The 18,553-nt window shown below is 48.1% G+C and carries 16 protein-coding genes; 10 read left to right on the forward strand and 6 right to left on the reverse strand.

The annotated features are described in order from the left end of the window. Positions 1-32 precede the first annotated feature (32 nt). The 4 genes from BMZ56_RS01830 to BMZ56_RS01845 are packed head-to-tail and all read left to right on the forward strand — an operon-like array spanning position 33 to position 4,280. Positions 33-965 (forward strand): dihydrodipicolinate synthase family protein, encoded by a 933-nt coding sequence (locus tag BMZ56_RS01830; protein ID WP_090624423.1) that lies wholly within the window; start codon positions 33-35, stop codon positions 963-965. A 35-nt stretch (positions 966-1,000) separates the two neighbouring features. Continuing rightward, positions 1,001-2,095: a galactose oxidase gene (locus BMZ56_RS01835; RefSeq protein WP_218146431.1), complete on the forward strand. Its 1,095-nt coding sequence runs from the start codon at positions 1,001-1,003 to the stop codon at positions 2,093-2,095. A 2-nt stretch (positions 2,096-2,097) separates the two neighbouring features. Next, positions 2,098-3,333 carry an MFS transporter gene (locus BMZ56_RS01840; protein ID WP_090623360.1) on the forward strand — a complete coding sequence of 412 codons (1,236 nt, stop codon included), beginning with the start codon at positions 2,098-2,100 and terminating at the stop codon, positions 3,331-3,333. Beyond that, complete coding sequence (locus tag BMZ56_RS01845) at positions 3,330-4,280, forward strand: dihydrodipicolinate synthase family protein (RefSeq protein WP_090623363.1); 951 nt, start codon at positions 3,330-3,332, stop codon at positions 4,278-4,280. The genes BMZ56_RS01840 and BMZ56_RS01845 overlap by 4 nt, the downstream gene beginning before the upstream one ends. Positions 4,281-4,302: 22 nt before the next feature. Here the strand turns inward: BMZ56_RS01845 and panD are convergent, their stop codons facing one another. Together panD and BMZ56_RS01855 are read right to left on the reverse strand one after the other, a co-directional pair. Then, positions 4,303-4,671, reverse strand: coding sequence for an aspartate 1-decarboxylase (gene panD / locus BMZ56_RS01850; protein WP_090623366.1), 369 nt, complete (start codon positions 4,669-4,671; stop codon positions 4,303-4,305). A 31-nt stretch (positions 4,672-4,702) separates the two neighbouring features. Then, positions 4,703-5,752: a DUF6695 family protein gene (locus tag BMZ56_RS01855; RefSeq protein WP_143072815.1), complete on the reverse strand. Its 1,050-nt coding sequence runs from the start codon at positions 5,750-5,752 to the stop codon at positions 4,703-4,705. Between the two features lie 167 nt (positions 5,753-5,919). On the opposite strand from BMZ56_RS01855, the gene BMZ56_RS01860 reads away from it, so the two are divergent. After that, complete coding sequence (locus tag BMZ56_RS01860; protein WP_090623374.1) at positions 5,920-8,952, forward strand: ThuA domain-containing protein; 3,033 nt, start codon at positions 5,920-5,922, stop codon at positions 8,950-8,952. An 11-nt stretch (positions 8,953-8,963) separates the two neighbouring features. Beyond that, positions 8,964-10,118, forward strand: a complete 1,155-nt coding sequence (locus tag BMZ56_RS01865) for an acyltransferase family protein (RefSeq protein WP_090623377.1) — start codon at positions 8,964-8,966, stop codon at positions 10,116-10,118. On the opposite strand, the gene BMZ56_RS01870 is transcribed toward BMZ56_RS01865, so the two are convergent. After that, the gene (locus tag BMZ56_RS01870) at positions 10,109-10,858 is read right to left on the reverse strand and encodes a hypothetical protein (protein ID WP_090623381.1); all 750 of its coding nucleotides are present in this window, start codon (positions 10,856-10,858) and stop codon (positions 10,109-10,111) included. The two genes, BMZ56_RS01865 and BMZ56_RS01870, sit on opposite strands and share 10 nt — an antisense overlap. A 205-nt stretch (positions 10,859-11,063) precedes the next feature. Here BMZ56_RS01870 and BMZ56_RS01875 point away from each other — a divergent pair, with 205 nt between their 5' ends. Both BMZ56_RS01875 and priA read left to right on the forward strand, forming a co-directional pair. Beyond that, positions 11,064-11,453 carry a DUF423 domain-containing protein gene (locus tag BMZ56_RS01875; RefSeq protein ID WP_090623384.1) on the forward strand — a complete coding sequence of 130 codons (390 nt, stop codon included), beginning with the start codon at positions 11,064-11,066 and terminating at the stop codon, positions 11,451-11,453. A gap of 17 nt (positions 11,454-11,470) precedes the next feature. After that, the gene (priA, locus tag BMZ56_RS01880; protein ID WP_090623387.1) at positions 11,471-13,954 is read left to right on the forward strand and encodes a replication restart helicase PriA; all 2,484 of its coding nucleotides are present in this window, start codon (positions 11,471-11,473) and stop codon (positions 13,952-13,954) included. Here the strand turns inward: priA and BMZ56_RS01885 are convergent. After that, positions 13,948-14,685: a hypothetical protein gene (locus BMZ56_RS01885; RefSeq protein WP_090623391.1), complete on the reverse strand. Its 738-nt coding sequence runs from the start codon at positions 14,683-14,685 to the stop codon at positions 13,948-13,950. The two genes, priA and BMZ56_RS01885, sit on opposite strands and share 7 nt — an antisense overlap. Before the next feature lie 67 nt (positions 14,686-14,752). Between BMZ56_RS01885 and BMZ56_RS01890 the strand changes: the two genes are divergently transcribed. Both BMZ56_RS01890 and BMZ56_RS01895 read left to right on the forward strand, forming a co-directional pair. Further along, complete coding sequence (locus tag BMZ56_RS01890) at positions 14,753-15,409, forward strand: protein-L-isoaspartate(D-aspartate) O-methyltransferase (protein ID WP_090623395.1); 657 nt, start codon at positions 14,753-14,755, stop codon at positions 15,407-15,409. A gap of 56 nt (positions 15,410-15,465) precedes the next feature. Next, positions 15,466-17,274 carry a MutS-related protein gene (locus tag BMZ56_RS01895; protein WP_090623397.1) on the forward strand — a complete coding sequence of 603 codons (1,809 nt, stop codon included), beginning with the start codon at positions 15,466-15,468 and terminating at the stop codon, positions 17,272-17,274. Positions 17,275-17,283: 9 nt separating this feature from the next. On the opposite strand, the gene smpB is transcribed toward BMZ56_RS01895, so the two are convergent. Then, on the reverse strand, positions 17,284-17,739 hold the full coding sequence (gene smpB, locus BMZ56_RS01900; RefSeq protein ID WP_090623400.1) for an SsrA-binding protein SmpB: 456 nt from the start codon (positions 17,737-17,739) through the stop codon (positions 17,284-17,286). Positions 17,740-17,823: 84 nt separating this feature from the next. Further along, on the reverse strand, positions 17,824-18,486 hold the full coding sequence (locus BMZ56_RS01905; RefSeq protein WP_090623404.1) for a metal-dependent transcriptional regulator: 663 nt from the start codon (positions 18,484-18,486) through the stop codon (positions 17,824-17,826). Between the last annotated feature and the right edge of the window lie 67 nt (positions 18,487-18,553).

An 18,553-nucleotide genomic window follows, 5' to 3' on the forward strand; every position in this document is an offset into this window, starting at 1 on the left:
ATCAAAATATTCTGGTAATAATTCATAAAAATATGGTAAAAATAAATGGGCTTATAGCAGCTACTTTTGCGACATTTCATGTAGATGGCTCGCTTAACTTGGATGGTATTCCACCTTTGGTTGATAAATTGGTTGATGACGGTCTGAAAGGTGTGTTTATCTGTGGAACAAACGGCGAAGGGCCGAATCTGACGGTAGAAGAGCGGATGGCGGTAGCGGAGGCGTATGTCGCATCGACAAAGGGTAGGTTGTTGGTGTTGGTTCACGTGGGACATACGTCCATCGCTGAATGCCGCAAACTAGCCGCGCATGCAGAAAAAATTGGGGCAGACGCGATATCGGCAGTGGCAGCATTTTACTTCAAGCCGGCTAATGTGGTAAATTTGGTAGACAGTATGGCACAGATTGCCGCTGCCGCTCCGGACACACCGTTTTACTATTACCACATTCCGGCATTGACGGGTGTCGGAATGGATATGGTGGAATTTCTCCGCCTGGGGGAAGAAAAAATACCGAATTTGGCCGGAATCAAGTATACGGCGGCAACCATCCATGAATATCAAGCGTGTCTGAATTTTAAAGCGGGTAAATTTGACGTATTGTTTGGCTATGACGAATTGTTGCTGCCCGCGCTGGCGGTAGGCGCCAACGGTGCCGTGGGGAGTACCTATAATTTTGCTGCTCCGTTATATTTGCGTGTGATGGAGCTTTTTAAGGCTGGACACCTGCACGAAGCACAGCAATTGCAACTGCTGTTGGTTAATATGATCCGGGAGATGGTTAAGTTTTCACCCATACCTGCGCAAAAAGCGATCATGGAAATGACCGGAATGGACCTCGGCCCGTCACGCTTACCGTTGGTGTCGCTATCCGAACAAGATAAAAAACTACTGCAAACACGGCTGGAAGCCATTGGCTTTTTTGATGTTCTAAAGCAGATCAAGCCGGTGAATGATCGCGTATGAACCATTTATTGTATAAAAAAAATAGCTGGATAATTATGATGGCATTGGCAGTGGGGCAGGGGTGCCAACCTTCTGGGTCGGCAGGTATTGAATGGGAACAAGCTACGCAAGTGCCGGATGCCGTTGGGTTTGCAGGAGCGTATGCGGGTGTGAGCAACGGGCATCTTCTTGTAGCTGGCGGGGCGAATTTTCCCGAAGGAACCCGGCCTTGGTCGGGTGGTACAAAACAATGGAACGATAAAGTATTTGCATTGGCCGAGAAAGGGGGACAGTGGAAGGAAGTTGGCCGACTGCCCCGTCCGATGGGATATGGTGTATCGCTGACGTGGCAAGATCAGGTGATTCTTTTGGGCGGAGCCGATCAATCAACCCACTATCAGGACGCCTATTTGCTGCGCTATGAAGAAGGCAGGTTGGTCACGGATAGGCTGCCTGATTTGCCGGCGCCAAATGCTAATGCCTGCGGAGCCTTAGTGGATGGTGTTATTTACGTCGCTGGCGGACTTACTCACCCGGCTGATACGACCGCTACACATATCTTTTGGTCGTTCGATTTGAAAGTTTCCCCAGCAGAGAGAAAATGGGAAATACTGGAGCGCTGGCCCGGTTCATCCCGGATGCTAGCTGTCGCAGGTGCCGCTGGCAATGCATTTTACCTAATGAGCGGAGTGGCGTTGCATGTGCCGGCGGGTGATTCATTAGCCCGCCGTACGTATTTAAACGATGCATATCGGTACTCACCAGAAAGTGGTTGGCAGCGTATTGCTGATTTGCCCCATGCGATAGCGGCCGCGCCCAGCCCGGGCTATACAACCGATGCGGATAAGCTGTGGGTATTCGGTGGTGACGATGGGAGTCTTGCGGATCAGAGCAGTGCGCTTCAGGACAAGCATCCGGGCTTCCGGAAGGATATCCTATCCTATGATGCGGACTCAGATTTATGGGATACTATGGGTGAAGTGGTGACCGATAAGCAACCCGATCCGGAGAACAACCCCAACGCCAGTACGTGGGCACCAGTGACCACCTCATTGGTGGTCTGGAACGGGCAGGTGGTCCTTCCCATGGGTGAAGTACGCCCGGGGGTAAGGACCAATCGTGTATTGATGGGTACGTTAAACGAACAATAATTATGAAAAAACCAATAAATGTCAAATCATGGTACCCTTGGGCGTTGGTCGGGGCATTATGGATTGTTGCGTTCCTGAATTATCTCGATCGGATTTTGTTGACGACGATGCGAGATCCCATTGTGGGCGAGTTTTCGTTGACGGATGCACAGTTCGGTCTGCTTACCTCTGTGTTTCTGTGGTCATATGGGATATTCAGCCCGTTTGGTGGCTTCCTCGCCGATAAATACAGTCGCAGGAACGTGATTATTTTCAGTGTCGGTGTATGGTCGCTGGCCACGGTTTGGACAGGGTATGTGTCATCATTTGAAGAGATGATTGCGGCGCGGATCGTGATGGGTGTAAGTGAAGCTTTCTACATCCCGGCTGGGCTGGCTTTGATCACTGACTATCACCGTGGGAAAACAAGATCCTTAGCCACTGGACTGCATTTTAGTGGGCTATACACCGGACTGGCCCTAGGAGGGGTTGGTGGCTATATTGCCGAGCTGTGGGGCTGGCGCTACGGATTCCATGTGTTTGGCATCTTTGGTTGCGTTTATGCCCTTTTGCTGTTGTTCTTCTTGCGTGATAGAAATGAAGGAGCTGTTGCGATTGATAAGAATCGGCCGGAAAGCTCGGTAAAATTAGCTGAATCTATCCGGTCGCTTTTGAATGAACGTTCCTACTTGGTGCTGCTGGGTTATTTTGTCGTATTGGGCATTGCTAATTGGTTGATTTATGCCTGGCTTCCCACCTTCCTGAAAGACCGCTTTGCACTGGGGCTGGGAGAGGCAGGCATATCGGCAACGTTGTACCCGCAAATCGGATCATTCATAGGAGTCTTGCTGGGAGGTATCTGGGCCGACAGATGGTCAAAGGCGAATCCACGTGGACGTATATTGGTGATCGTATTGGGATTCACGTTAGGCGCTCCGGCGTTGATTTGGATGTCGTGGACCAGTGTTTTCGTTATTGCGATTCTAGTGTTACTACTTTTCGGTATTGCCCGTGGTTTTAGCGACGCCAACTTGATGCCTGTGGTAAGGCAGGTTGTCGACAGCCGGTATGCTGCTACGGCGTATGGGATTCTCAATTTTCTGAGCACCATCGCCGGAGGACTGATGGTTTACGTAGGTGGAGCACTGAAAGACGCAGAAATAAAGCTATCCGCCATCTATATTGTTGCCGCTGGCCTGTTGCTGGTAGGAACGTGGTCACTGCTGCTCGTAAAGGTGAAAAAAGAATCGCAAGAATGACGGCAAATAAGCATTTGACGGCAGCCAGCTGCCGGGGAAACTGGGGAACGTTGTTGTTGCCCATCAATGAGGACGACTCGATCGATTTTACAAGGCTTTCCGACGAGATTGATTTGCTGATCTCGGCTCGGGTAGATGGCATATATTCCAACGGAACAGCGGGCGAATTCCATACGCAGACGGAGGATGAATTTGATCAGGTAAGCCAATTATTGGCTATGAAATGCCACGCCGCCGGCATGCATTTTCAGATTGGCGCATCACACCCGGTCCCAATAATAATGATGGAACGTATCCGGCGCACAAAACACCTGAATCCAGCCGCGTTTCAGGTTATCTTGCCCGATTGGGTTAGGGTTACGGAGCAGGAGGCCCTTGACTTCTTGACGCGCATAGCGGTCGAAGCAAGTCCGACCCCCATCGTGCTATATAATCCACCCCATGCAAAGAATGTCCTCCAGCCCGAACAATACCTTGCTTTGGCAGAGAAACTCCCCGCGTTGATCAGTATCAAGTTATTGGACGGTGACGACAGCTGGTACGATCGGATGAAATCCGTCGCAGACAACGCAGCGATCTTTGTACCGGGGCATCATTTGGCCACGGGTGTAGCAAAAGGCTTGGCACGTGGTGCCTATTCCAATGTGGCATGCCTAAGCCCTTGGGCTGCGCAACGCTGGTGGCAATTGATGCAGACTGATCTGGAAGAGGCACTAGCGGTTGAACAGCGGATTCAGGCGTTCTTTTCCTGTTATATCGTTCCGTTTGCTGAGCAAGGATACAGCAACCCCGCGTTGGATAAGTTACTGGCCGCAGTAGGCAATTGGTCGAATATAGGGACAAGGTTACGTTGGCCGTATCGGTGGATACCCACGGCAGAAGTGCCTCGCGTAAGGCAAGGGGCAAACGAAATGTTGCCCGAGTGGTTCTTTGAAGGGAGAACCTGAGAGAAGACAAATTGGACTAACCTTAATAATCGTATCGATCCACGGAAGCTATCTGGTTTCCTTCTTTGGTGAATACTACGATCGGCCGGTAACTATCGGCTTCTTCTTCCGTTACCTTGCAGAAACTGAGGATATGCACTGTATCGCCGAGTTTGGCATGTAACGCTGCCCCGCCATTCATACAAACCTCGCCGCTTCCGCGTTTGCCGGGAAGTACATACGTCATGATACGGCTGCCATTTATCGCATTGTTAACATATACCTGTTCGTATTTTTTGATTTGGGCTGCGTCCAACAGATCGGCATCTACCGTAATCGATCCATTATATTCGACATTTGCCTCGGTTACTTTAACGGTGTGGATTTTTGATTTTAAAATAGTTAACTCCATTTGTTGTTTTTGTGTATTTTTTAGTTGATTGTTATGCTGTCCGGATATAGCTTTCGGAGCGCTCACAGGTCTCCAAAAGAAATTGCTGTTCGTGTTGTATAACTACGTGCCGTTGATAATGGCAGTGATAGGTGAATTGATACGGTAGAGAAGGGTCGATTCCGCAATCGGTTTGACAATTCACCTGATAATCTACTCGGCCGTCTACCGCATATTTGGTTACCAAGAGTGTGCCAATTTCCACACCCGCTTCAAGAGCGTACCACGCCCCCTCGCCGATACCGCCTAGCCACTGCGCACGTGCAGGTACTGTTGCGGGTCTCGTAGGCTCAGCCGTATTGCCGGGTTCGCGGTCGCAGGGCAATTTTTTTGCCTTGGTAGCCGATAGGTTGTGAAGCAGCAAATCCAACTGGAAGCGTAGCGATTGCCAGCGGCTCATCCGCTTGGATACCTGTGTGCCTTGGTCGTAGCAGTACACCATCGTATCCGGTGATGCATTCACCACATTGCTCATAGGGCTTGGTTTGAGACTTTCGGGAAATTTTACCCGTCGTTTTGCAGGATTTTTCGTCCCCCACCCAGCCAGTAATACTTGTGCGACAAATCGTGAGCAGCTATTATTGCCCCGGGCAACGGCTCCGTAGGGGATTGGCCCCTGGTCAACTAGTGCTTGTGCGGATTGGGCGGCTTTCCCAAAAGAAAGTCCGTTAGCAATGGAAAAGAAAAGCCTACCGCCACCATGGGTCGCATTTTCTTTCTGGTGTAGCTCAGTTAAAATCGCCGCTAGATTTTCAATAGCGTCCTCGGCAGTTACCTGTGCTCGGGTGGAAAGTACTAATCTGGGGTCAGATGCCGCTGATCGGGCCCGTCCATATCCACGTGGCGTAACATACCGGCCAAAATCATAATAGGCCAGCAATCCCGTGCGACGGTTCACCAATACAATAGCCGCGTGGCCGACCTTGAAATTCAGGTTTTTTACAATACCTGCTCGTTTCAGTAAGGCCATCCATCGTTCATCACCACGTGCAGTTTGATCAGGCCAAGCAATAACTAATGCTAAGTCTCGGTATTCTTCCAACGTATCCTCCGTTCACTACTTTTCACTGGGCAGTGAAGTAACCTTTAGAATCTGTAAAGAATTGGGAATTTTGCGTATCGGACGTAAAAGATAAATTTAATCATCATATTGTCAAAGAAATTATCATTTTTGTAACCCAGATATTGCTAATGTGTTAAAACCCGAACATGAAAGAGTTTCTTAAAACAGTTGCTGGCAGATTGCCTTTTATTTTTATTGTTGTTATTGCCATCGTTGGCATTAGTTCTTGCAACAAACGCAGTGGTAAGCCCAGGATACTGGTGTTCAGCAAGACAGCCGGTTTTTACCATGAATCTATTCCTGCTGGTAAGGAGGCGTTGATCAGGCTTGGAGAAGAAAACGGGTTTGATGTGGATACCACCACGAATGCGGAATGGTTTACAGAAGACAGTCTCAAGAACTATTCGGCGGTGGTATTCCTAAGTACTACGGGCAATGTGCTCGATTATCGTCAGGAAGCAGCATTTGAGCGATATATTCAGGCAGGAGGAGGTTTTGTGGGCATCCATGCCGCAACGGATACGGAGTATGACTGGGGCTGGTTCGGACGCTTGGTCGGCGGTTATTTCCAAAACCATCCCCATCCCCAAGAGGCAACCTTCCATGTGCTCGATACGCTTCATGCAATTACCAAGGGGCTGCCCGCAACATTCAGTTACCACGACGAATGGTATAATTTCAAAAAACTGAACCCAGACAATAAGGTATTAGTTACCATCGACGAAAGTAGTTACGAAGGTGGAAAGAATGGCGAAAATCACCCGATGGTCTGGTATCGTGAATACGACGGGGGACGTTCGTTTTACACCGCCCTGGGACATTCTTCGGAATCCTTTAAGGACCCCCTTCACCTGAAACTGATAGTAGGTGGGATCCAGTATGCAATCGGTAAAAACCATAAACTTAACTATAGCAAGGCGAAGACGCAGCTGCCACCAGAGCGGCAACGCTTTACCAAAACACAGTTACATCAGGGCGACCTTTTTGAACCGACAGAAATGGCCATATTGCCCAATTTTGATATCCTAATTGCCCAACGGCGCGGAGAATTGATGCTGTATAAACAGGACAGCCGCACGGTGGAGCAGGTTGGATTTCTGGATGTTTACCACCAATCCGGTGTACCGAATGTAAATGCCGAAGAGGGGTTCATGGGGCTGGCACTTGATCCGGACTATGAAAACAATAAGTTTATTTATGCCTTTTACAGTCCTGTGGATACTTCGGTGAATCGATTGTCACGGTTTGTGTTCGATAATGGCAAACTTGATCTGGCTTCTGAGAAGGTGGTACTCCAGTTTTATTCACAGCGGCAGATTTGCTGCCATACCGGTGGTTCCATCGCGTTTGGTGGTAATGGATTATTGTATTTATCCGCAGGCGATAATTCTACTCCTTTTGATCAGCCCACGACGTATAAAAATCACGGATTTTCTCCGAGAGACGGCCGCCCTGGTTTTGAACAGTATGATGCCCGCCGTTCATCCGGCAATACCAATGACCTACGGGGCAAGATTCTGCGTATAAAAGTGACGCCTGACGGCGGCTATGAGATACCGGAAGGTAATCTTTTTCCCGAGGGTACTGACAAAACCAAACCGGAAATTTACGTAATGGGCAACCGCAACCCCTACCGGATTTCCGTTGATCAGAAAACCGGATACCTCTATTGGGGAGAGGTGGGACCCGATGCAAATAACGATAGCCTGGATACACGGGGTCCGCGTGGCTACGACGAGGTAAACCAAGCCCGGAAAGCGGGATTCTTTGGGTGGCCTTTCTTCGTGGGTAATAACTATGCCTATCGAGCATACGATTATGCTACCGGTCGCGTGGGAGAACCTTACGATCCGGAAAGGCCCGAAAACAATTCACCGAATAATACCGGGTTGCACATTTTGCCGCCGGCGCAACCTGCCTTTATCTGGTATCCTTATGCAGCGTCCCCTGATTTCCCTCAAGTGGGTACGGGCGGTCGTAACGCAATGGCCGGACCGGTGTATTACACCGATTTATTTCCGAAAGAAACCCGCTATCCCGACTATTACGATGGTAAGCTGATTATCTACGACTGGATACGTGGCTGGATCAAAGCAGTAACTATGTTGCCGAACGGTGATTTTGACAAAATGGAACCCTTTATTGAGGGAGCATCGTTTGCTAATCCGATCGATATGGAGGTGGGTAAAGACGGCAGGTTATATGTGCTGGAATACGGCAAGGGTTGGTTCGCAAAAAATAAAGACGCGGGTATTGCCCGCATAGACTACCTTGCAGGCAACTTGCCTCCGCAGGTGGGCGAAGTTAAGTTGGAGAAAATGAACGGTGCTACGCCGTTTACTATCCATGCTACGGTTGAAGCTACCGACTACGAAAACGATAAACTGACCTATACCTGGAAAGTAGGTGACGTGACACAGAAAACGGCAGATCCGTCATTTACGTATACGCTGGACCAATCTGGGGAATATGCCATCGTCGTTACGGTGAGCGATCCGTCAGGCAATAGCGCTGAATCGAATCCTGCATCCGTTTACGCCGGCAACGAGGAACCCACGGTCGAAATCATTTTGTCTAATACTTCGGGTCAATACACGCCGGGTGAGCGTATTGAGTATGAAGTGAAAGTAGACGATCACGGCCGTGAGATCGACCCTTCCAATTTAGTGGTATCGGTGGACTATGTAAAGGGATCGGATTTAGCCGGTGCATCGTTGGGGCATCAGCAGGTTTCCGAACTGATTTTAGGACGAAGCCTGATGATGGCTTCTGACTGTCAGTCTTGTCATAAAATATCAGAAAAAAGCGTAGGTCCCGCATTCACGCAGGTGGCCGCTAAATACCATGGCCAGAAAGATGCGTCCACTTATCTGGTAGACAAGGTGCTCAATGGTGGTAGCGGTGTGTGGGGAGAGGTTGCAATGGCTGCACACCCGGGCATGAAAGAAGGCGAAGCTAAACAAATCGTCCAATGGGTTCTGTCGCTGGCAGACGACGCATCGGCGAAACAGAAATCACTGCCGGCGAAAGGGGTGGTCGTAGCTCGGAAACCCGAAGCAAGCGCTGAAGAAACTGTGCTTCGCTTCCATGCGCAATACACGAATACTCCTGGCATGGGAATACGGCCATTACCCGGATCGAAAACAGTGGATTTGAAGCTGTCGACGAAATCAGACTGACGTCAGGGCGGATGTTAAAAGCGTATTGGAATCAATTAACGGATGTCGATCGTAAGCATCTGGCGGGATTGGACCACCTGCGCGCATTGGCGATCATACTCGTTTTTTTATGCCACTATCGCGCGTATGACCGCCCGGCTTGGGTCAATGAAATTGGATTGTTCGGTTGGACGGGGGTTGATCTGTTTTTTGTGCTTAGCGGATATCTGATAGGTAATCAGCTAATGCAACAGTTGAAGACCAAGCACTCCATCGGTTTTTCGGAGTTTTACCTGAATCGGGCGTTACGGATTTTCCCCGCATATTTTGTCGTGATCTTCTTGTATTTCACATTTCCCTTTATTCGCGAGCGAGATGGCATTGCGCCGCTGTGGCAGTTTCTGACATTCACCCAGAATTTTGATCTGGACTTTGGCAATGAGGCTACCTTCTCGCATGCCTGGTCGTTGTGCATTGAGGAGCAATTTTACCTATTGTTGCCCATCTCGCTATGGCTGGTGGCGCGCACAGGTACGTCAAAACGAGGAATTTGGATTTTCTTGGGGATATTTATCTTCGGTTTGTTGCTGCGCGGTATCAATTGGATGTATTTCATGAAGCCTTTTTATGAGGGAGGTGTCGCCGATAACCGCTTCGTCACCTATAACAAGTGGGTTTATTATCCAACGTATAATCGCCTGGATGGGCTGATGGTAGGAGTAGCAATTGCCGCCATCATGAATTACCATCGGCGGTGGCGCGTTTGGCAGGCAACAAAGGGAAATCTGTTGTTAGTAGTGGGACTGATCCTACTGGCGGGCGCTTATTTTTTAATGCGGGGCGACCGACTCGCGTTTTGGCCCACGCTTCTCGGCTATCCCTTGCTTTCGGTTGCCTACGGGATGATGGTCTTTGCGGCACTTTCTCCTTCCTGTATTCTGCACCGCATCCGGTGGAAAGTGAGTACACTGGTTGCTGCATTATCCTACGGGATGTACTTATGTCACAAGTTTTTGAATCATCTCATGCAGGGACCGCTGGACGATTGGGGACTTGCCGAAGATGGTAGCCTGCGCGTGCTGATATGCCTGGCAGTTTCCATATTGGGAGCGTGGTTGCTGAATTTTTTCGTGGAATACCCGTTTATGAGGCTGAGAAGGCACCTGGTGAAAAGAATTCAGTCGTAGCGGTAGCAATATAGTTTCCGATCGTTACCGCAAAGTAAATAGTTGACTTCTTCATCCGACAGAAAGCCATAATACGATAACAGACCACAACCCGTTGGCAAGCTGACGCTCGGATCGATTGGTGCGTCCTGGCTTTTATCGACAGCATTGCTTGCCGCACTCGCGCGGGAATTCCGGGTGTGCAGATGCCTTCCGCGACCGTCGAAAGAAAGAATGTGATTGCCTGCCTGTACGTCAATGCGGATGTTGCCGTTGGTTTCATCCGAAGCCATAGCCCCGTCTCCATCAGCTTTTCGCGGGAGCCGCAAAGAAAAGCCCGGAAATGGGTCGCCCTCTCTATCAATACGGTACAGCCGTTCGGCGGTGGTAAACAAGATGCTGCTATCGGAAAGTTGGCTTATGTTGCCCACAATTTTACCTGGAAGCTGTGCATTCCATAGCTTTTCGCCAGTTGCTGAAACCGCATAGAGTATGTGATAGGCATCCTGCACCAAAATAAATCGGCGACTATCGTCTAAAAAAAAGACCATGGGTTTAGTTACGGGCTCCGCATTCAAATCGAAAGTCCATAAGGGTGCTGGATACCCCGAAGTTCCATCCGTTACCGCCGTATTGACATCGTTGATTTCTGTGCCTTCCTGCGTAGATTGCTCGTCTTTTCCCAGATTCGAGAAATAAAAGTACGAGGTAACGATGATCGCGATGAACACAGCCGACGTGATGATTATCAGATTCCTCATCCCTACAAACTTAGTTAAATACCATGTATTTTACGAATAACAATGTAAAAAAACAACGAAGGACAGCGGGTTTTCGCTTGACAACAGCATCTTGCATATACACCTAATTATCGTTATGTTTGGCAAAATAATTAGGAATAAGTTGCCTTCAATAAATCATTGGAATACCGATGGAACCTGTGAAAAGTACTCAAATTATTGACGAATGAACAAACGGATTATACTCACCGCTTCCTTTTTTGGCTTGGCCGCTGTCGTATTGGGAGCTTTTGGGGCTCACGGTTTGGAAGGTAAAATCAGTAAAGACCATTTGGAGACTTGGGAGACTGCAGTTGATTACCAATTTTACCATACTGTAGCCTTGTTATTTTTAGCAACCTTCTCGCGGGCTAAAAATAGTTACATCAAATTTTCCTTTATTACGTTTACTTTGGGAATCTTGTTGTTTTCCGGCTCGTTATATTTGCTGAGTACCTATTCGATTACCGAATTCGGTTCACCGGCTATTTTAGGGCCGATAACACCTGTCGGTGGACTATGTTTTATTTTGGGATGGCTGGGGTTGTTTATTGCCACCATTAAAAATAAGGGATAGCTTTATTCCAGTTTACGATGCTTGAATTTACCGAAGGCAGTGACGATGTGCGTACTACGTTATTCGTGGAGGTGGTATTACCTTTGGCTATTTCCAAAACCTATACGTACCGGGTACCGAGTGCATGGAATGCAGATGTAGCGGTGGGTATGCGGGTCATTGTCCAATTCGGAAAGAATAAAGTCTATTCGGCAATTGTTTATAATATAACCCAAAAGGCACCTGAGCGTTACGAGGCGAAGTATATTCTGAATGTGCTGGATGAAAGACCGGTAGTCGATCGTTCTCAGCTTCGTCTTTGGGAGTGGATGTCGTCTTATTATTTATGCACGATCGGCGAAGTTATGCAGGCTGCCCTACCCGCAGCACTGAAGCTGGCCAGCGAAACGCGGATCATCGCCGCAGATTTAAATTCAGTTGACCGGTCGACACTTAATGACAAGGAATTTCTGATCCTGGATGCCCTGGAAGTTTCCCCTGAACTGAAAGTAAGCGATATCGTCAAATTACTTGGACAAAAAACAGTATTTCCCATCCTAAAGCGACTGTTTGACAAGGGCCTGATACTGATTTCGGAAGAGATTGCGCCGAAATATAAACCAAAGGTAAAAACGTTTATTTCGCTGCATGACGATTATACCGACGACCTGGGCCGGAAGCTGCTGCTGGAGATGCTCAGCAATGCACCGAAACAGCAGGACGGGGTTTTGGGATACCTCCAATTGCATCGCCGCCTTTCCCGAATAACTAAAGCAGCTATCATGGAGGCCAGTGGTTGTGGCGCAGCCAGTATAGCGGCCCTGATTAAAAAAGGGATATTTATAGCGAAAGAACGTGCGGTCAGCCGGCTTGATGGCGAGGACATTGAGCTTACGGGAGATTTCAAGCTCAGCGAGCCCCAACTGAAAGCATTTGATGAAATCAATAAACAATTTAAAGCAAAAAATGTCGTGCTTCTGCACGGTGTCACGGCCTCGGGTAAAACGCAGGTATATATCCGGCTTATCGAAGAGGCGGTGGCCAAGGGGAAAAATGTCCTGTATTTATTGCCTGAAATTGCACTGACCACGCAAATAACGGAGCGCCTGCGGTTACACTTCGGTACTAAATTGGGCGTATACCATTCACGTTTCAATGACAATGAACGTGCGGAGGTATGGAATAAAATACTCAACAACGAGTATCAGGTAATTGTGGGTGCACGCTCGGCTGTTTTCTTGCCGTTTCCGGCATTAGGTCTCGTCGTTGTCGACGAAGAACATGAAACTTCTTATAAGCAATTTGATCCGGCCCCGCGTTATCACGCACGCGATACGGCGATTTACCTCGGCCACATTCACGGAGCAAACGTACTATTGGGGTCAGCTACACCTGCCGTAGAAAGCTATTATAATGCTCGGGCGGGGAAGTATGGACTGGTTGAGTTGAAACAGCGCTTCGGCGATGCTACGCTTCCCGAAATCTTGACCGTACATATCGGCGAGGAAAACAAGAAAGGCAATATGTCTTCTTATTTCAGCAGTACGTTGCTTCAGGAAATGGGAAATGCAATTGCCCAGCGGCAGCAGGTCATTCTTTTCCAGAACCGACGTGGGCATACGCCGCTCCTGCAATGTAAAACCTGCGGCTACATTGCGAAATGTATCCATTGTGACGTAAGCCTCACCTATCACAAAAGCAGCGGCAAGTTGCACTGCCATTATTGCGGATTTTCCGAAGATCCCTTACAAGTGTGTCCCGCCTGTGGATCCACACATATCGAGAGTAAAGGGTTTGGCACCGAAAAAGTAGAGGAAGAGTTGGAGACGTTGCTTCCCGAAGCGCGTATCGGTCGCCTGGATTTGGATTCGACACGGGGAAAACATGGCTTTGATCGCGTATTGAATGCATTTGACGAGCGCGTTTACGATATACTGGTCGGCACTCAGATGGTGGCCAAAGGATTGGACTTCGGCAATGTAAGTGTAATCGGTATCATCAATGCCGACGGCTTGATCAACTACCCTGATTTCAGGGCGCACGAACGTGCCTTTTCATTGCTTGCCCAAGTGAGCGGAAGAGCGGGTCGCCGCGACAGCAACGGGAAAGTAATTATCCAATCCTATGCCCCACAGCACCGCATCGTCCAGCAGGTGATCGCCAACGACTATGAGGGTATGTTCCTGGCGGAAGTAACCGAACGTAAGATTTATGCTTATCCGCCCTTTTTTCGGTTATTCCGGCTAGATGTAAAGCATAAAGAACAGCACGCCGCCCATGACGCAGCCCATCGGTTGGCCATTTCGTTGCGGGAAGTGTTGGGACATCGGGTCGTAGGTCCTGAAACTCCATTGGTAGGGCGCGTTCGCAATCACTACATTTTCAGTATTCTGCTTAAGGTGGAACGTGCTGGTACGAGTGTAAGCAAAGTGAAAGAATTGGTCAAAACTGTTCTGCTGCAATTTGAGGCCAGCAAACCCAATCGGGGCGTACGTGTGCAGGTCGATGTAGACCCCTATTGATTGATCATGCCAAAGCTGTATTGCAGCGTGATGGCTGCCACGGGTCCAAAAAAATATTCCCAACGATAGCGCTTCGTTTGATGGGGTATGCCGGTAAATGAACCATCGCTATAGTTGTTTATTTTTTGATAGGTATAAGCAATGTTGAAGTTGGCCTCGGCGCTGATTGCAACCCGCGGGACAATATATAGTTTTGCACCAACAAAAGGTGAAAATAACAGCGCGTTCTTGTTGTCTTCAGCGAATATGGGGGTATTCTCAAACCCTTTTGTGCTCAGCCTTTGGACCATGAATCCCAAATCTGCTCCGAAGTAAGGCTGAAAGCGGGAATAGTTTATGTTTTTTTCTGCACCTACTTTCAATGTCGTGTTTTGGAGTTTCCCCGCCACTTTTGGCAGACAGCCTTCGCACTCGTTATCAAACTCGATGTCGTTGTTGAAATGTGCAGCTTGCAGGCGGTAACTGATTTGGTTGTCGTTTATTTTGAACAAAATACCATTAAAATAAGAAGTGCGGAAGGGTTGCCCCGAAGGCTGGTTGAGCAATTGCGGAAATTGCTCATAAGCGTATGCACGGACTGCAATCGTATACCAGTAATCTGTATTGAAATGATAGTTCTTTTTTTTGGGGATAACAATTGCCGGATAATCAACCGTGTCAATTCTCGTCACCTGTGCCGACAGCTGATCAGCTCCGATGCACAACAAGACAACCAAAAGAATATACCTCATCCGCAATAGCATTTGTACCTTGCGAAAATAGAAATTTTTCACCTAATCTCCGTATGTTTGGAGCATAATGGCATATAAGTTTATTGACAATTACCGTGAACGAGGAGCAAGGAAACAATTGGTCGAGCTATTAAAGCGGCGGGGAATCGAAGATAAGGGCGTGCTGACCGCTATCGGTAAGGTTCCGCGGCACTATTTTTTCGACGAAACTTTCTGGAGCCAGGCATATAAAGACATCGCCTTTCCGATCGGCGATGGACAAACCATTTCCCAGCCGTATACCGTAGCCTACCAAACCGAGCTGCTGCATATCAAACGCGGAGACAAGGTGCTGGAAATAGGGACGGGCTCAGGATATCAAACTTGTATATTGCTGGAATTGGGGGGAGATGTATATACGATCGAGCGCCAACCCAACCTCTACGATAGAACTACCCGGGTATTACCCTATATGGGATATAAACCACACTTTTTTTTAGGCGATGGTTCCAGGGGGATACCGGAACACGCACCTTACGATAAAATATTGGTTACGGCCGGCGCACCTTTTGTGCCTGACGTGATGTTGAAGCAACTTCGGATAGGGGGGGTAATGGTAATTCCTGTTGGTGGCGAAAAGGAACAGAAAATGGTGACCGTCCTTCGCGTTGCGGAGAATGAATACGAACGGATCGAGCTTGATACGTTCCGGTTTGTTCCGTTAGTGGGCGATCAGGCATGGTAGTGGGAGAGAAATAAACGAATCGGGAATTAAAAAGACACGTGAATAAGTGATAGCGGATGGAAAATATTTTTGATGCGTACCAAAGAAATATAAAGGATACTCGTTCGCAGCTGAACAGGTTGCGCCGATCCATCAATAACAATTCACTGCTACGTTTAGCTGCCATTATCGGTGGCGGCGCAGCGTTGTTTATGGCCGTGCAATCGGAATATGTAGGATGGGTGATCGTTGTTTTCCTTTTGGTTATTGTGTTCTTCGCAGGGCTTGTTTGGCGCCAGAGCAGGCTGGAAATGCAGAAAGTAGCATTGGAGAGTTTTTTCGCGGTCAATCAAAATGAAGTAGATATAGCCGAAGGGAAGTCCAATCGTTATTCGGATGGCGGGATGTTCGCAGACAATCGCCATCCCTACAGCGGCGACCTGGATATATTCGGACCGTCGTCGCTGTTTGCCTTGGTTAATCGTGGCGCTACTCCTCAAGCCAATACGCTGCTGGCCGAATGGTTGTCAGCGCCCGCCCATGCTTCGGATATTAAGGCACGCCAGGAAACGGTGAAGGAGTTGACAGACGATCTTGCGTGGTGTCAGGAGTTTCAATCCCGATTGTGGTTCAATCTGCATCACCCGGTTGATTTTAAACAGCAGTTTGCACAGTTTTTACGTAATTCGGATAATTCGTTCGGCAGCCGGATCCTACGGTTATATGTAAAAGTAGTACCGTGGTTGATGGCGACGCTCGTTGTTACAGCCTTATTTATTCCGGTTTTTTCAGGGATAACCCTGTTTTTCGCCATTGCGCATCTATTGGCTGCAGTTGGATATGGCAGAAAAGTAAACCAAGTAGCAAGTCTCACCGACAAGGCAGGTCGTTTGCTCAACGCCTTTGCGGCCGCCTTTGAATTGGTTGAAAATAGAGTGTGGCAAAGCCAACGGAGCAGGATGCTGTTTTCGTCTTTGGGTTCTACAGTGGGAAATGTACCTGTTTCATTGATATTCAAGAAATTGGCAACGTTGATCGATCGGCTGGATTACCGATTAAATATGTTGGTCGGGGCCATGCTTAATATGATTGCACTTTGGGATTTCAGGCAGGTATATGCGCTGATTGAATGGCGCAAAAAGTATGGAACGGACATTCTCCTAGCATTTGACGCGATTGCTGAGTTTGAAGTGCTGGGAAGCTTCGCGTCCCTACACAGAAATCATCCGCAATGGGTATTCCCGACGATCGAAGAAACGGCAATGCCTTTTTTTACCGGTGAAGCGCTTGCCCACCCCTTGATTCCTGTCGAAAGCGCAGTATCCAACGACTATCGGATGGACAATCACCGGATTGCCCTGATCACTGGATCAAACATGGCTGGCAAAAGTACTTTTCTCCGTACGACCGGGACCAACGCTGTACTGGCGTTTTGCGGGGCACCTGTATGTGGGAAAGAGATGCGTGTATCGGTATTTCACTTGATTACCTATATGCGAATCGCAGATTCTCTTAACGAAAGCACCTCAACATTTAAAGCCGAACTGAACCGTATACAAACCGTTCTCAAAACAGTGGAGAGCCAACCGGATACCTTCTTTCTAATCGATGAGATGCTACGTGGAACCAATTCTGTCGACAAATACCGGGGGTCGAAAGCGATTATAAAAAAGCTAATTGCCCAACATGGAGTCGGTATGGTCGCCACACATGATCTCCAGTTGGCGAAATTAGCCGACGAGTACCCCGATGCGGTGCATAACTTCCACTTCGATATTCAAGTACGTAATGGCGAGATGCTTTTTGATTATAAGCTAAAGGATGGGGCATGTACCGTTTTCAATGCATCGTTACTCTTGAAAGAAATCGGTGTGGAAGTGATTTGATCGATTATGTTAGCCTTTCATTACCCGCGCCAATTCCCGTTTGGTATCCCGTTCCTTGATGGTTTCCCGTTTGTCGAAATCCTTTTTGCCCTGTGCCAGCGCAATCTCCACCTTGGCAAACCCCCGTTTACTAATGAAGATACGAAGTGGAATGATGGTAAACCCCCGTTCTTCACTTTTGGCCTTTAGTTTTTTGAGTTCCTTTTTATTCAATAGCAGCTGGCGATCCCTTTTTGCCTCATGGTTATAAAATGATCCATGGGAGTATTCTGCTATATGCATATTGCGGATGTAAAGTCCATCGTCAAAGAATGAACAAAACGAATCGTTGATAGTTGCTTTTCCTTCGCGTATGGATTTGATTTCCGTGCCAAGGAGCCGGATGCCTGCCACATAGGTATCCAGCATGTGGTATTCGAAGAAGGCCTTCTTATTTTTGATATTGATATCGGAAGATAATGCCATTGTTTCTCTGTTTTTTTATTGATTCGCTTTTTTTGATTTGAAATTATGAATCGACAAGCGTGCGTATGCTCGTATATGCCTAGCTTATTTCAGTCTGCAATAAATGTTTTGCGCTACCTTGTCCGAGATATTGATCGTTTTTCCACCGATATCTAACGCCAAGGAATGGTCGAATGCATATTTCTGGAGCACCTGGATCTGGCTGTGTATGCCCAATCCAATTTCGCTTACATATTGCAAAAAGGACGGACTATTATCCTTTACAGCAATAATAACGTATCGTTGGTGTTCCACGGCTTCCGCTAATGTGAGGCGAGCCTCATCTATATAGTCGCCGTTGGCTGTCGGAATGGCATCGCCATGTGGGTCGAACGGTGGAAAACCCAGAAATTTATCGAGCCGTTCCACCAGCTCGTCGGATTTGATATGTTCCAGTTGCTCGGCAATATCATGCACTTCATCCCAACTGAATCCCAGCTTGTCAAATAAAAATGTTTCCCAGAGCCGATGTTTGCGAATGATGGCAATCGCTAGGTCGCGTCCTGTATCGGTGAGTGATATTTTCCCGTATTTTTCATAATTGACAAGCCGCTTCTCCCTAAGCTTCTTAAGCATATCGGTAGCAGTAGCCGGGCGAACATTGAGCTTTCCTGCCAATTGATTGGTGCCTGCTTCGCCGCCGCTTCCGTATTCGCCGGTGATCCGGAGCAATGCCTTTAGGTAATTTTCCTCGGTGTCGGATAGCATAATCGCAAACTTAGGCAACTTGCATTTTATATGCAAGCAAGTTGCTGTTCTCCCTCTGTACCTATTA

Origin of the sequence: Parapedobacter indicus (assembly GCF_900113765.1) — a bacterium.
GTDB classification, from domain to species: Bacteria; Bacteroidota; Bacteroidia; order Sphingobacteriales; family Sphingobacteriaceae; genus Parapedobacter; species Parapedobacter indicus.